Genomic DNA, 15079 nt, shown 5'->3' with positions numbered 1-15079 from the left:
CAAAAGCATTAAAAGTAATTTAATAAATGTCTTAAAGTCGTTGATAAAGTCTCGTAAACTTAGCATTATTCTACTTTACTATTTTAACTAAATGTCACGAATTTTATGTCAACAATGTCAGCGTCCGGAAAAAGCCTGTATTTGCGCTTTTGTGGCTAATATCGACAATCACATTCCTGTTATTATACTGCAACATCCAAGTGAAGTTAAGCAAAGTAAGGGCACGGTGAGTTTATTACAGCAATCGTTAGCTAGTTGCGAAGTACTTGTTGGAGAAACCTTTGATAACTGTAAAGTTTTAATACAGCACCTTAAACACTACGATAATAAGATTGTATTGCTATATCCAAGTGAACAGGCATCTGTGCTTGATTTTACTGACCAAAAGCATGCTGAAAATGCCGAGATAGGTGAGCGAAGTGAGAGTAAACTGAGTGATATTGAGTGCATTATTATACTCGACGGCACATGGAAAAAAGCCTACCGTATGTTTATGCTCAATCCTTGTTTACATAATATAAATCACATTGTTTTACCTCAAGGTATAACAAGCCTTTATCAAATTAGGAAGACTAAAAAAGATCATGCTCTTTCTTCATTAGAAGCTTGTTGTCATGCATTAGCTCGTTTGGAAAATAAACCTGAAAAGTACCAACATTTATTAAATAACTTTGTAAAGTTTAATGAATTCCAGCAATCATTTAGTCAGACTAATAATGAAACTTTTCAATAGCATTAACCGGTAAATTAACGTTTAAATATTTATGCGATACTGCTAATGTATTTATATCAACCTTACCCATTTATTCATCTATTTGGCCTTCATCAGCTTATCAAAACTCTCAATTAAGGAACATCATGATCAATTCAGCCACCAAAGGGCTATTATCTTTACTTTTTATTTCCACTAGTTTACTGGCCGTTGCCGAGCCCGATATAAAACGAGAAGATCGCGAACCAGAAGCTGCAACCGGTGTTATTACTAAACAAACAGTTGTTACTGAACATGCGATGGTAGCTTCGGCTAACCCTTATGCCAGTAATGCAGGTCTAAGTATTCTTAAGCGAGGGGGGAGTGCCGTAGACGCGGCCATTGCTGTGCAATTGGTATTAACGTTGGTTGAACCACAATCTTCTGGTATTGGTGGTGGTGCCTTTATGTTGCATTGGGATAATAAAGCTCAACACCTGACGACATTTGATGGCAGAGAAACGGCACCCGCTGCCGCAACAACAGATATGTTCTTAGATGAAAATGGCCGAGCGATACCTTGGATTAAAGCGGTTGTTGGTGGTCATGCTGTTGGTGTACCGGGTGTATTAGCCGGCCTTAACAAAGCTCATGAAAAATATGGCAAACTACCTTGGGCTGTTTTGTTTGAAGATGCGATAAAACTGGCAACGTCAGGTTTTATTGTTTCTCCTCGGCTAGAAAAGCTAGTTGCGATGGAATTTAATCCCGGCATTACTAAGCTACCGACGATAAAAAATTACTTTTTTCCTAATGGCGAGCCTATTAAGGCTGGGCAGCTTTTAAAAAATCCAAAGCTCGCAGCTGTCTATCGCAGCATTGCTAAAAATGGCATCGATGCTTTTTATCAAGGCGCTATTGCGAAAAAAATTGTTGCGGCAGTTCAACAATCGCCCATTGCACCGGGGCGCTTAACCCTTGCTGATATGAAAAACTACCGTGCTAAAGAGTTACCTGCAGTTTGTGGTCCATATCGACAATATCAAATTTGTGGAATGGCACCGCCAAGCTCAGGAGGTGTGGCCATTATTCAAATGTTGGGACAACTTGAACAGTTTACTATTGCAGAGTATTCGATGAGCGATGCTCAGTTCTCGCATTTATTTACCCAGAGTTCACGTTTAGCTTTTGCCGATCGTAACCGATATATTGCCGATAGCAGTTTTGTTAATGTGCCCACACAAGGCTTAATCGAAAAGTCTTACATGGCACAGCGTTCAGCATTAATTAATATCGATAAAGATATGGGTACGGCTAGTGCTGGTACCCCAGCAGGCGCGTTAGTTCAAGCCGACGATAATGCTTATGAACTTCCCTCTACCAGCCATATTTCAATTGTTGATGAAGCCGGAAATGCTATTTCAATGACCACGAGTGTCGAAATGGGTTTTGGCTCGGCGGTGATGGTTGAAGGTTTCATTTTGAATAATCAATTGACAGACTTCTCATTAGATCCGAAACAAAATGGTCAATGGGTAGCAAACCGTCTAGAGCCTGGTAAGCGGCCAAGAAGCTCAATGGCTCCTATGATGGTGTTTGACCAAGATAAGGCGTTAAAACTTGTTATTGGCTCTCCTGGTGGCAGTCGCATTATTAATTATGTTGCCCAAACGATGATTGCTATTCTTGATTGGCAGCTTGATCCTCAAACCGCCATAAGCTTGCCTCATTTAACCAATCGAAATGAAGTCACTACGTTGGAAAAAGGTACCGATTTAGTGAAACTTAAGCCAGCGCTAGAAGCAAAAGGGCATCAGGTTGTGATACGCGATTTAAACAGCGGTATTCACGCGATACAGTTATCAAAGGGTAAACTACTTGGCGGCGCTGATCCTCGACGAGAAGGCACCGCGGTTGGTTATTAAAAATGACTAAAAGTGATTAAGCACTTTAAAAAGCAAAACGGCGTCAATATTGACGCCGTTTTTAGTTGTTTTACTTAGTAAATTAAAAGGGGTCTTTTAAAATTTTATCTATCACCCATTTGTCGTCAACTTGAACTAATGACAAGCGTTTAACATCTTTTAAACGATTATCTTGATAATAACCGTCAAAATAAACCGTAATTATAGCGGAGCTATTGAACTGCTCTCTGACCTTAATCCCACTATCGTCAGGGGTTATCTCAACCTTATCGTACGACATATTGAACAAATGGCGGGCAACAGCCTTAGGTGATTTATAGTGCAAAATAATACGAGATAATTTTGGGCTACAAACCGAGGCTGCTTTTTTAATATTTTGTTCGTTGTACAAAGCATTAAAAAATTCAATGGCGACCACTTCAGGGTTATCAACATTGTTAATTTTATTTTTGTCTACTTCATTACAGCCAAATAGCAGTAACGTTAAGCCTAGGAAGATAAATTTTATATAATGCATAAAGTAATAACTAACTTAGTAATGTTGCATTCATATTACCGTAAATATTGTTGATAAACCTAATATTTTTAAATAAAAAAGACGTGACTTTTATCAAATCACGTCTTTAAAGTAACAGGTAAAAGTATTATTTATACTTACCTTTAAATAGCGTTATACGTTGTATGTACTACGCTAGGTCTTCTTCACTAAATGAATCAGTGAACAAAGCGCTTGAAAGATAACGTTCAGCAGAGCTAGGTAAAATAACGACAATGTTTTTACCGGCATTCTCTGGTCTTTCTGCAATGCGCTTAGCAGCAACCACAGCAGCACCAGATGAAATACCAGCTAAAATACCTTCTTCTTTCATTAAACGATGAGCCATCGCCATAGAATCATCATTTGAAATCTGCTCTACAGCATCAATAATCGAAAGATCTAAATTGCCAGGAATAAAACCAGCACCAATGCCCTGAATTTTATGAGGGCCTGGTTTTAGTTCTTCACCTGCCATGGCTTGGGTAATAACAGGAGAGTCTGTTGGCTCTACAGCTACTGATGTAATTTTATGCTCGGCAACACTTTTAAGGTATCGCGTTGTACCGGTAATTGTACCACCTGTACCGACACCAGCAACGAAGAAATCAATCTTCCCTTTAGTATCACGCCAAATTTCAGGGCCGGTAGTTTTCTCATGAATTTCAGGGTTAGCTGGATTATCAAACTGTCCTAGCAGTACCACGTTATCTGGATCAGCATCTTTAATTTCTTGTGCCTTGGCAATTGCGCCACCCATACCTTTGGCGCCATCAGTTAATACCAATTTAGCACCAAGTGCGATTAAGAGTTTTCTGCGCTCCAAACTCATCGTATTGGGCATAGTTAGCGTAATTTCGTAACCACGTGCAGCGGCAACAAATGCTAGCGCGATACCTGTGTTACCACTAGTAGGCTCGACAATAGACTTACCAGCACTAAGTAAACCTTTTTTCTCAGCATCCCAAATCATGTTGGCACCAATACGGCATTTAACACTGAAACTTGGGTTACGTGCTTCAATTTTAGCGTAGATATTTGCTGTATTTTCACCACTAACGATGCGGTTAAGCTTTACAAGCGGGGTATTACCAATTGATGTTGAGTTATCTTCAAATATAGTCGACATTTTTTTAATCCTGTTATCACGGTACAACTGAGTATGTCATACAGATTTTTTATTTGTATGTATGTGTTCACTATCGAAAGTTAATTCAGTTTAGTCAACACTTTGTAATTAGGTTAACCCTTTATGGCAGAAAAAGAAGTGATATTTCGGTATCTTATATGCAAAAAAGGAATAGATACCCAACTAATGAATATTAAAGGCGTATTTAATGGATGCTAGAAGTCACAATTGCGCTGGCTTTATCGCTGTTTTAAGCGAATAATGTATAATCAGATTATTGATATTGTTAGCTTTATTTTAAATGACACCTATCTAAATAATAGCACCCTAATGGTAATGGAATCACAGTGACAGATAACCTTAATAAAAGTTCTGATAAAAGTAATGCAAAAAATAGTCATGAAGATAATTCAAAAATGGCGAAAATCAAGGCTAAAGCTGACAAACTATCAGGTAAAGAAACCCGCGCAATACTAACACCCTTTGCTTTTAAAATAGATAAATCTCTATTTGGTATTTCATTAGCCGTTCCGTGGCAACGTGCAATGGCATTATCAGTAGATTTAGTTTTAGTTGCGCTGCTAAGTGGCGCACCAGGTGAATTATTAGCGGTTTTAGTGGCGATAACATTATTCAACATTGGCAGTAAAAAGCGCGCTAAAAAATTAGGAAAAATAAGCGGTATAAAAGAAACTGCTTTACGTATTTTTGCCGCACTTATTGTTTTTGTTATCTTAATCGATATCTTGCCAAAATTTTTCTCAAACTTGGATACTTTTAATCATCGTGTTGAGCAAGCAGGGCAGAACCAAGATGCGCTGTCGGGTAATAAAAGTAGTCAAAGTAATAAACAAGCCATGACAGAAAATGAAAATAAAAATAATGACTTTATCAAAGGCGCACTGACCTTAGCGGCTAGTGTTGCTATTTCTCGTAGTGAATGTGAGCAATATTCATGCTGGCTGGAGTTGAGCGAAGGTTTATCATCAGCTTATGCAGAGCAAACTACATCATCGGTAGGGATGAATAAATTTAACGCGTACTTAATTGATAGTATTGCTGATAATAGCCGCTTAACACCGCAAGAAATTACGCAGTTAAACTCGCACTTACAAAAATTAGATAAGAATAAAGAGATAAAGCAGCAAGCTGATACACTTACAATTGATGAAAATAATGTGCCTACCACTGCTGAAAAAGCCAAAGCCATTAGCGAAAATATTGAAACTAAAATAGCTGATTTAACTGCGTTGAATGAGAAAGATAAAGATAAAGCTGTGCCTGCAGAAACTGAACTACCGAATCCAGCAGTATATAAAGGCTTTGCTTGGCTTCAAGGTTTAGTTGAAGATCTAGGGCTAGGCTTTGGTTGGGCGGCATTCTATTTTACTATGTTTACTGCACTTTGGTACGGTCAAACCCCGGGAAAAAGACTTTTTAGCATTCGGGTTGTACAGCTTGATGGGACACCTTTATCCATTTGGGATAGTTTTGGACGTTATGGTGGTTATGGCGCAGGTATTGCTACCGGCTTACTGGGTTTTGCTCAGATATTTTGGGATCCTAATCGACAAGCCATTCAAGATAAAATTTCATCTACCATTGTCGTGAATGACAAAGGTTTTGACCGAAAAACGAATAAGAAAAAAGTTAACAAGACTGCTGACGATCTAGCTTAAAGGGTATAATTTATTAAAACTTGTGGCAAATGCTTTACTAAATGGCAATAGCTTAAAACACATGGCAAGAAACATGGAGTACCTGTAGTTTATTAAGCTAGATTACTAAATTAGATTACTAAACAAGCTAACTAAACATAAGCTTTGGGTATTATTCAGTAACCAAGAGCATATATAGGTTACTGAATTAAAAGTCGCCGTTAACGTTTATCAGTTGTTCTTTATGAGAGCGCTTTTACAAGTTTATCTGAAAACCTATGGCAACCACGCATAACTGATTTTACTATAAATTGTACGCTGCTCGCGCGAAATACTTTTTAATCTATCATCTTGATAACTATTATCTGAATAACCCAAGTAGAACACAGTTTGAGGGTTAATTTTATAGGCATAAATTAGCTGTGTTGATAAATTATTATCCTTTGCTGTATAAGCGCTAGCGTTATTATCTAGGTTAAAGTCTATATCGGTATAAACCAGGTTAAACTTTAAATAGCTATTAACATTAAACTGATATGAAATACGAAGCTCGGTTAAGTTTTCCGTGAATACACTGGCATTTTCGGCTTCTAAGTCACTATAAGTATGAGAAAGTTCAAACTCTAAATGCTTAGTCACGTTATAACTTACACCTGCATAAAGCGCGATATAGTCGCCTAATCTATTATTTTCATAATCAATTTTGTCGCCCACCGTCAGCTCAAGTTCAGTAAAAAATTGCGTAGTTGGTTGAATAGCGCCATAGATAACGGCTTGGTTTTCTTGAAAGCGATCAGTGTTATCGTCAATGGTGTTATCAATAGGTAAACTAAAATCTAATTCATGGCGACGTAAACCTACTTTATCTGCGGCAACGAACATCACATCAAAAACTGACAACATTGGGCCGTCGATATTGAAATTAGAAGCAACAGAGCGCTCTAATAATTCACCATTTTCGTTGTGTAATACTTGCCATTGGCCAGCAAACTTCATTTTTTGCCAAGTGCTATCAGGCTCTCCATAGACTAAGCGATTAACCAGTACGTTACTTTTTTGATAATCAGCGCGTGGCATAAAGCCTAAATCGGCACGAAATTTTGCGCCTATTTCTTGGTGTTCAGCAAATACCTGCCAATATTCAGAGTCATGTTTATATTTTATTTTAAAGGCATGGTCGTTAAAGCTTTCTGCCTGACCACTCAGGGTATATTGCGCCGCGTCTTTGGTATCGGCCAATAATATTTGAGCTTGAAATGAATTTGAGTCATTTAAACGGTATTTTGAGTCTATGCCCGAGACAAAGTTATGATAATTGTCGGTTTGTCGCAAAGTACTAATAACACCAAACGATAAATCGTCGTTAACATCATAACGATACTTTATTGCACCAGATTCGCTTTCTGCGTCTAGGGAAATTAATCGAGAATTTGTGTTCCCCGGCAGAATAATATTGGTTTGCGTATCATTAGTCATAAACGCGCCATAACTATGACTACCTTGAGTGCCAGTGAGTTTAGCACCGTATTCTGGATCCGCTATATTGCGCGTGTAAACAAGGTCAAAGTCACTGGAAAAATATTCTGAGTTTTCAACAAAAAATTGGCGTTTCTCATCATAAAACAATGAAAAAGTTTTATTCACACTCAATTGGCCGGCGTCTGATTCAACATTTGAAAAGTCCGGATTTACGGTAACATTCAATAATGTATTGGCGTTAATGCCCCAACGCAGATCTAAGCCGGCATCAATGTCGTTTTCACTTTGCCAGTCTGTTTTTGGCGCAAATATTTCGCGACTTTCGCTTTTGCTGGCGACTAATGTCGGTGTTAACATCAAATTTTTACTGGCTTTAGCAGCTTTAAATCCCGTAATTTCAGGCATTTGACATAACCAACAGGCATCGTTGCGATTAAGTTCAATGTGAGATATACGTAAACGTGAGTCACGTGGGTATAGTCGGATTAATTCAATCGCCCAAGTTTTTACGTCATCATTATCGTCAAAATTTAAAATATGATAGGGAATTGCCATTTCTACTTGAAAGCCGGCGTCAGTAATTTTACCAACAGATTCCCATATACCATCCCATGCGGAATCAGACTTTCCGGTCATTTCATTCGCAATGCCGTCGTGTTGAACACCGAACGGATTAACAAAAAACTCGTAATTTAAGCGCCGATTATTGTAAGTATCTAACTTTAATCCGACGAGATCATCGACCCAGCGTGTATCACGATCACCTAAAAAACCTTGAATTAATTCAGGATTAGGGTCTTGTGCAATAAATGCGATATAGAGAAACTCACCATTTTCAACAATTTTAGCCGTTGTTGAAACTGGGCTTGGTTTGTTGTTCCATGGGCTATTAACAATGTTAAGATCTATAGCAAGTGCTTGCTGCCAAATAGCATCATTTAACTCACCGTCAATGGTCAGATCTAGGTCAACATGAGGGATATTTAACTGTGCCAATTTTAGCGTATTTTCTTGTGCAATACTTGGCTGTGTAAATAGTAAAAATGCGGTGGCAAGTGCAGATAGGCCACGAATACTAAACTTCAAATTTACCACTCCAATTTTTTATTATTATTTTTGTAATTGTTTTTTTTGTAATTGTTTTGAGTTTTTAATTTAAATTATTCTACGTTAACAGTAATGCATTTTGTAAAAGTGTTAAAAACATTTTTTTAAATTGTTACAAATTTGCTAACAAATGGCAATATATAGTTCAGTTTTGGTATAAAAAAACCACCGTTATAGGTGGTTTTTTAGCAATATAAATAGGCGGTTACGTGCTATGTAACTTGAACTGCTGGCGCTACTTAAGCCATGCATAACTAAACTTCATGAATAAGCTACGTTGCTCTTGTGTTAAATCGCGAAGGGTTTCATCACTGTAATATCTATCAGAGTAACCTAAGTAAAATACCGTTTGAGGGTTGATTTTATAGGCATATAACAATTCAGTAGATAAATTTTTGCTATGTCGGTTGATGTTTTCTGGAGCACTATATAAATAGTTGGCAGGATTTCTACTGGTATTATTAAAAATGAAACTCAAGCGTAAGAAACTTTGAACGTTAAATTGAAAAGTGGTGCGTAAATCGGTTAGCCGAGCAATAAATACGTTTTCACCATCGGCATTTAATTGGCTGAAAGTTTGTCTTAGCTTTATCTCAAGGTGTTTGTTAATGTTCCAGTTAAGATTACTGCTAAGGCGATTTATTTTACCTAACCGGTTGTTACGGTAGTCAATTTTATCACCGCTAGTTACATTCGCGTTAATATATATCCCCAGTAAAGGCTTAGTCTCTGCAAAAATGAAAAACTGATGCTCAGAAAATAGCGTGCTGTTATCGTTAATAGCTAAATTGCTTTTATCGAGCCGGCTACCCACACTTTCACGCTTGGTATAGCCTATTTTAAAAAATGAACTATAGCGAGCATGAAGTTGTGCGTTAATATCGAATTCTTTCTCTATTAGTTCATTGTTAACATTGTGGATAATGTCCCAATCAGAATAAATTTTAAACTGACTCCACCAATGACCAGGCTCGGCGTACCATTTTCTATCACCACCAACCGAAAATTTATTCTGGTCAACACGTGACAGAAAGCCCAAATCGCCTCGAAAACCTGCATTTTGACGATTATAAGTAACGCGGTAATACCAGTCGCTGTCGTTATGGAAATAACCGGCTTTAAATGCGTTGCCGGTAAAACGGTCTTCTTTTAACGTTCGTAATACATTTTCGTTATAAATACAGTCGCCAAACTGGCAATCATCATTACTCTCGGGTGTTGCACAGCTTGCTTGTTCGTCTTCTTCATCGACGTTACAGAATTGCTTAAATAAATCATTGGGATATTCTGTTGATGAAAACAGCGTTTGAAATTTAAAAACGTCCTCAGTGTTCAAACGAAACCTAGCATCTATACCATTAACACTATTTGAATAATCTTCAGCGGTGCGCAGGGTACTTATCCAGCCTAGTGTAATGTCATTATTAACACTGTAACGATAACGCAATGCTGCCGCTTTTGACTCACCATCAATGGTGGCGACAGACGAAGAGCGATTACCAGGTATCAGTATGTTGGTATTTTGGTCATCAGTAATAAATAATCCAAATGCGTGGTTATTTTCACGACCCGTTAATTTAGCACCATAATTAGGGGCATTAATATTGCGGGTATAAACTACATTGAAATCACTATCAAAATAGTCTTGATTATCGAGAAAAAAAGGTCTTTTTTCCCGATTAAATAAGGCAAAAGTGTTATTAATATTTAGCTGTGCATTGTCGGCTTCAACCGTAGAAAAATCAGGGTTGATGGTGGCGTTTAGCAGCCAATCAGGCGTAATGCCCCAGCGAAGGTCCAAGCTAGCCTCGGTATTATTGTTATCCTGCCACGCGTTATTATCATCACGATCTTGCGTCGCGCCTAAAACTAAAGAAGGTGTTACCGTAAAATTACTGCCTTGTTTAGCGCCTTCAAAACCTGAAGCCGTTGCAATTTGACAAATTTCACAACTATTACCACGGTCTAAATGAACATTGGATAAGCGTAAATTTTCATCGCGGGGATAATACCTAAGAAGTTCTAGCCCCCAAATTTGTTTGCCTTCACTTTCTTGAAAATTTAACATTCTCAGTGGCAGGGCCATTTCAACAATAAAACCATCGGGAACAATTTTACCTGCACTTTCCCAAATACCATCCCATGCGTCACTTTCTTTTTGTGTTATTTCACTTTCTATGCCGTCTATTTGTACGCCTAAAGGATTAACTAAAAAACGATAGGCACTGCGTTGATCGTTATATGTATCTATTTTTATGCCAACTAAATCATCACCCCACGATTTATCTCTATCTTTTAAAAAAGCTCTGATCTCTTTAATATCTGGGTCTTTGGCGATAAATGCTAAATAAAAATAGCCTTCACTTTCCATCAACAAGGCTTCGGTGTGCACTGGGCTAGGAATATTGTCGTGAGGACGGGTAACATTATTAATGAAAACTTTTTTAGCAGACTGCCATTGTGGCTCATTTAATGAGGCATCGATAACCATTTGACCTGAAATTTTTGGTATCTCGATAATTTCATTATTTATTTTAGCAGAGTTGTGAATCGTAGCTGAAAACACTAACGGCGGTATTAAGAGTAAAATCAAAGTCAATATCATTGGCTTTATTGGGAAATACATTGAAGCTCCGTACTCACGAGTTACATAAATTTACAAATGGACACGTATGCTGAATAAGCCTGTTCACCGTGTCAAAATAAAATCGACAGTTAGACCGTTTAGCGCGTTAAAATACGAAATCAGGCCTTTATTTTTAACATTAAAGCGTTTTATCGCCGTAAACTACGCAGTGGAGAATGTATTATTTCAACGGGCATTATTTTAATTGGTATTAAAAACGTTATAAATAATTCATGAATAATACCTCGAATCTTAAAAATTTCTGGAGCATAATAACTTTAACTTTAGTAACAACGATAAGACCTTATAATTACTATGCCAATTTATTTACTTGATGTGATCGCGTTAAGCTGTTTCTTTATTTGTTGGGCCGGTTACACTGGCTTTGCACGTAAAAAAGCAAAAACTACTAATTGTGTTGCAAGATGCTTACATCAGCATCGAATTCATTGGATGTATGAAGTTATTGGTCGTGATATTCGCGTTGGAGAGGCGGCACTACTCGCTAACTTAGAGCGCAACATTGCCTTTTTTGCCTCGTCAACCTTGTTAATACTGGCGGGTGTCTTAACGTTATTTGCTCAAGTAGATAGGCTTGAATCGGTTATCGGTTCAATCCCTTATACTGAAGCGCCAAACCATGCCATGGTGCAATTAAAGCTGAGTTTACTGGCACTAATTTTTGTTATGGCATTTTTACATTTTACTTGGTCGTTAAGACAATATGGCTTTGTTAATGTCATGATCGGTGCGTGTCCGTTTGATGACAGCGGTGAGAATGAAAACCTGAATAAATACGCCGAGCAAATGGCCGTAGTGCAAGACCAAGCCGCTCATGCTTTTAATTATGGCCTGCGTTCTTACTATTTTTCTATCGCGGCATTATGTTGGTTTTTTCATCCGGTGACTTTTATATTAGCCAGCTTATTTGTGGTTTATACCTTATACAATCGTGAATTTCGCTCAAAAGCAGTAAAAGCGATAACACTTGGGCAGCAGTACTTAGATCATGAATTTGCATTAAGGCATTCAAAAAATACTGTCGCAGTTAAAAGTAAACCAAACAATATCGATAAATAAACGCTTATGTCAGCCAAATATTATGCTAACTATTTGCCAAAACACTTTGATAATTTTGACTGTTTAAAATTAGCGCCCGGTATATATGTAATTTTATTGTTCGTATTGCGTGCCTACATTATTTGGATAATGTCGGTAACTAATATGCGTGACAATGTGGGCTTTGTTCAATGGGTATACCCACAAACTGCCTTGTTTTACTTGAACTTAGCTTCTGGAGTTATCGGTTTGTTTATTGTGCTTATTTTAAGCCTACGGCGACCCAAAGCGAAAACTTGGGTTCGAACCTGTTGGCAAAAGTGTAAATTTCTACTTATTTTAGCGTTAATATTTGATTTGACGATTGGCGTGCTAGGTTATTTTTTATGGCAGTTACAGTCATTAGTCTGGATACTGATGCATTTTTTAGTGGTATTATCTGCCGTTGCCTATATTTTAAGTAGTAAAAGATTTACCATTAACATTGCAGAATTTCCTGAAGCTTTACCTGAAAATAACACGCGTAAACATAGAAAAACTAAAGGGTTAGAAATTGATTGAAGAAAACACACAAGACGAACGACTGATCATTCTGGATACTGAAACCACAGGTATTAATCCTCGTGAAGGGCATCGTATTGTTGAAATTGGTTGTGTTGAAATGATCAACCGTCAGCTAACGGGTAGAAGTTACCATGTGTATGTTAAGCCAATGGCACACGGCATGCAGATGGTAATGGACCAAGAAGTTATCAATATTCATGGTTTAACCGACGACTATTTACGCGACAAACCCAGGTTTGAACAAATAGGCCATGAATTTGTAGACTTTATCAAAGGTGCTCGTTTAGTTATCCATAATGCCAAGTTCGATGTCGGATTTATGGATCATGAATTTGCAATGATGCCGGGTATGCCTAAAACTGCTGATATTTGTAGTGTTACCGATACCTTGAAAGTATCAAAAGACGAATTTGGTTCACCGAAAACCTTAGATTATTTAGCGCGTTTTTATAAAGTTGATAAATTAATTGACCGTACCTATCACGGCGCATTAATCGATGCTCAGTTATTGGCCTTTGTTTACATTGAAATGACCCGTAAGCAAGCAACTTTTAATTTAAATCAAGGGGAAGGACAAGGTAGTGATGCAAACGCGATTCGTCGAGTGACTAACGACCGCCCTAAATTAAAGGTTTTGGCTGCTACTGCCGATGAACTAACAGAGCACGAAAACCGTTTAGCAATTGTTAATGACAAAGGGGCTTCGCCACTATGGTTGAAATAGACAGGGTTGAAATAGATAGGGTTGAAATAGGCAGGGCTGCAATAAATAGAATTAATATAAATACGGCTGAAATAAGTAAACCCAAAGCAAAGCAGTTTATAAGCAGTTTTTATTGCCCTAAAATGCTATTTAAAAACCTTATCCCTAGCGCATTAATCACCTTAATGTTTAGCCTAAGCGCCCATGCGCAGCAAATGCCAGCTGAAATTGAATATTACGCTGACGACAATGTTACCAACCAAATCCCTTATTTTGACAATCGCTTTCGTATTGACGAGCAACTCGATGAAGTAACTTTATTATTTTACCATCGCAGTGGCGCTCAACCCATTATTCTGGTGAGGCCTGATGGGTCTAAATTAAATATTAAGAATTATCCTGAAGATAAAGTGCAATGGTTTGATGACAGTACGTTTGATATGGTGAAAATTAAATCACCCATGATTGGTCCGTGGCAAGTCATTGGTGAGGTGCAACCTAGCAGTAAAATTATGGTGGTATCTGAAATAAGGCTTGAAGTAACTCCGTTACCTGAAATTATTTTACAAGGTGAAACATTGAAAATGTCGGGGCGTTTATTCAATGGGGAAATGGCCATTGACAATCCCTCATTCAAAAACGTTTTAGCACTCGATGTTGATTTTTTTAGTACCAATAACTCTGCCTACGACAACTTTGGCGCAGAGCCCGTTAAGCTTGCGTCATTTCGTGATGACGGCAGAGACCTAGACGAACACGCAAATGACAGCTTATTTACCGGCGAATTTGAATTAGACTTTGCACCTGGTGAGTGGGAGCCCATATACATTGTTAGAATGCCAATGGCCACAAGAGAGCTAAGGCAAAAGCCGATAGTCGTGCAGAAAACCCCTATAAGTATATCAGTAGTAACAACCCAAGATGAAAACGGTGCTCATATTGTTACATTCACTATTGATAAAAGCTTTGTCGACGCAGATAGTATTTTAATTCAGGGTAAAGTTACTTTTCCAGACCGACAGGTTGAACCTTTTACTGTTATTCAAGAGCAAGGCCTAAAACGGACGTATAAAATTGCCTTCACTGAGCCTGGCGTACATCGTATAAAAACAAGTGTGTTCGGCGATACGATAAATGGCAGAGAGTTTCGCGCTATTTTGCCTGAGTTTACTTTTAATGTAGAGCGTTCAGAAGGATCTGGTATAGCAAGCCTTAACGATGACAATAATAATTTAACTGCTGAGCAAAAAAAGGCTCAAGCAATTGCTAAGGCCGCCAAAGAAGCTGAGAAGCTTGCACAGGCATTAGCAAAATCAAAAGCAGCGCAAGAGGCTAAAATTGCCGCCAAACAACAAGAAACACTTTGGTATATTGTTGGCGGAAATACTTTAGTGATCATAATTGCAGCGCTTATGTTTATATTTATACGTCGTAAAAAGCAAAAATAATAGCAAGTCATGATATTTATTTGCCAGTTTTGCTGTTAAAAACGTCTGATTGTTCATCAATTAGGCATATAAACAAATGAATGAAAAAAACTGGTTGACGGCATCGAATCTTAACCGTATTATTCCCGCCGCATTCAACGAGTTGTTGTTGAAAG

General features: G+C 37.9%; 11 protein-coding genes. 7 read left to right on the top strand and 4 right to left on the bottom strand.

All coding sequences use genetic code 11. The features are described 5' to 3' along the window. Positions 1-91: 91 nt before the first annotated feature. On the top strand, positions 92-733 hold the full coding sequence (locus A3Q33_RS20475; protein ID WP_081182089.1) for a tRNA-uridine aminocarboxypropyltransferase: 642 nt from the start codon (positions 92-94) through the stop codon (positions 731-733). Between the two features lie 125 nt (positions 734-858). Then, on the top strand, positions 859-2616 hold the full coding sequence (ggt, locus tag A3Q33_RS20470) for a gamma-glutamyltransferase (RefSeq protein ID WP_081182086.1): 1758 nt from the start codon (positions 859-861) through the stop codon (positions 2614-2616). 82 nt (positions 2617-2698) lie between these two features. Here the strand turns inward: ggt and A3Q33_RS20465 are convergent, their stop codons facing one another. Together A3Q33_RS20465 and cysK are read right to left on the bottom strand one after the other, a co-directional pair. Then, positions 2699-3133 (bottom strand): hypothetical protein, encoded by a 435-nt coding sequence (locus A3Q33_RS20465; RefSeq protein WP_081182083.1) that lies wholly within the window; start codon positions 3131-3133, stop codon positions 2699-2701. 169 nt (positions 3134-3302) lie between these two features. Beyond that, complete coding sequence (gene cysK, locus A3Q33_RS20460; RefSeq protein ID WP_081182080.1) at positions 3303-4280, bottom strand: cysteine synthase A; 978 nt, start codon at positions 4278-4280, stop codon at positions 3303-3305. A 347-nt stretch (positions 4281-4627) separates the two neighbouring features. Here cysK and A3Q33_RS20455 point away from each other — a divergent pair, with 347 nt between their 5' ends. Beyond that, a complete protein-coding gene (locus tag A3Q33_RS20455) occupies positions 4628-5959 on the top strand; it encodes an RDD family protein (protein WP_231295740.1) in 1332 nt (443 codons plus the stop codon). Between the two features lie 255 nt (positions 5960-6214). Here A3Q33_RS20455 and A3Q33_RS20450 read toward each other — a convergent pair whose 3' ends face one another. Together A3Q33_RS20450 and A3Q33_RS20445 are read right to left on the bottom strand one after the other, a co-directional pair. Then, on the bottom strand, positions 6215-8503 hold the full coding sequence (locus A3Q33_RS20450; protein ID WP_196798018.1) for a carbohydrate binding family 9 domain-containing protein: 2289 nt from the start codon (positions 8501-8503) through the stop codon (positions 6215-6217). Positions 8504-8759: 256 nt separating this feature from the next. Beyond that, positions 8760-11150, bottom strand: a complete 2391-nt coding sequence (locus A3Q33_RS20445) for a carbohydrate binding family 9 domain-containing protein (RefSeq protein ID WP_081182074.1) — start codon at positions 11148-11150, stop codon at positions 8760-8762. A gap of 315 nt (positions 11151-11465) precedes the next feature. On the opposite strand from A3Q33_RS20445, the gene A3Q33_RS20440 reads away from it, so the two are divergent. Genes A3Q33_RS20440 through A3Q33_RS20425 form a run of 4 tightly spaced genes read left to right on the top strand, consistent with a single transcriptional unit; the run spans position 11466 to position 14924 of the window. Continuing rightward, on the top strand, positions 11466-12230 hold the full coding sequence (locus A3Q33_RS20440; protein ID WP_081182072.1) for a DUF599 domain-containing protein: 765 nt from the start codon (positions 11466-11468) through the stop codon (positions 12228-12230). A gap of 6 nt (positions 12231-12236) precedes the next feature. Continuing rightward, entirely contained in the window at positions 12237-12770 is a 534-nt protein-coding gene (locus A3Q33_RS20435; protein ID WP_081182070.1) for a DUF2919 family protein, read from the top strand. Next, the gene (gene dnaQ / locus A3Q33_RS20430) at positions 12763-13497 is read left to right on the top strand and encodes a DNA polymerase III subunit epsilon (protein WP_231295739.1); all 735 of its coding nucleotides are present in this window, start codon (positions 12763-12765) and stop codon (positions 13495-13497) included. The genes A3Q33_RS20435 and dnaQ overlap by 8 nt, the downstream gene beginning before the upstream one ends. Then, positions 13485-14924 carry a TIGR03503 family protein gene (locus A3Q33_RS20425; protein WP_081182069.1) on the top strand — a complete coding sequence of 480 codons (1440 nt, stop codon included), beginning with the start codon at positions 13485-13487 and terminating at the stop codon, positions 14922-14924. The genes dnaQ and A3Q33_RS20425 overlap by 13 nt, the downstream gene beginning before the upstream one ends. Positions 14925-15079: the final 155 nt, after the last annotated feature.

Source organism: Colwellia sp. PAMC 21821 (assembly GCF_002077175.1).
GTDB lineage: Bacteria > Pseudomonadota > Gammaproteobacteria > Enterobacterales > Alteromonadaceae > Cognaticolwellia.
The sequence above is the reverse complement of the archived record's forward strand: the minus strand, read 5'-3'. Positions and strand labels throughout refer to the sequence as shown.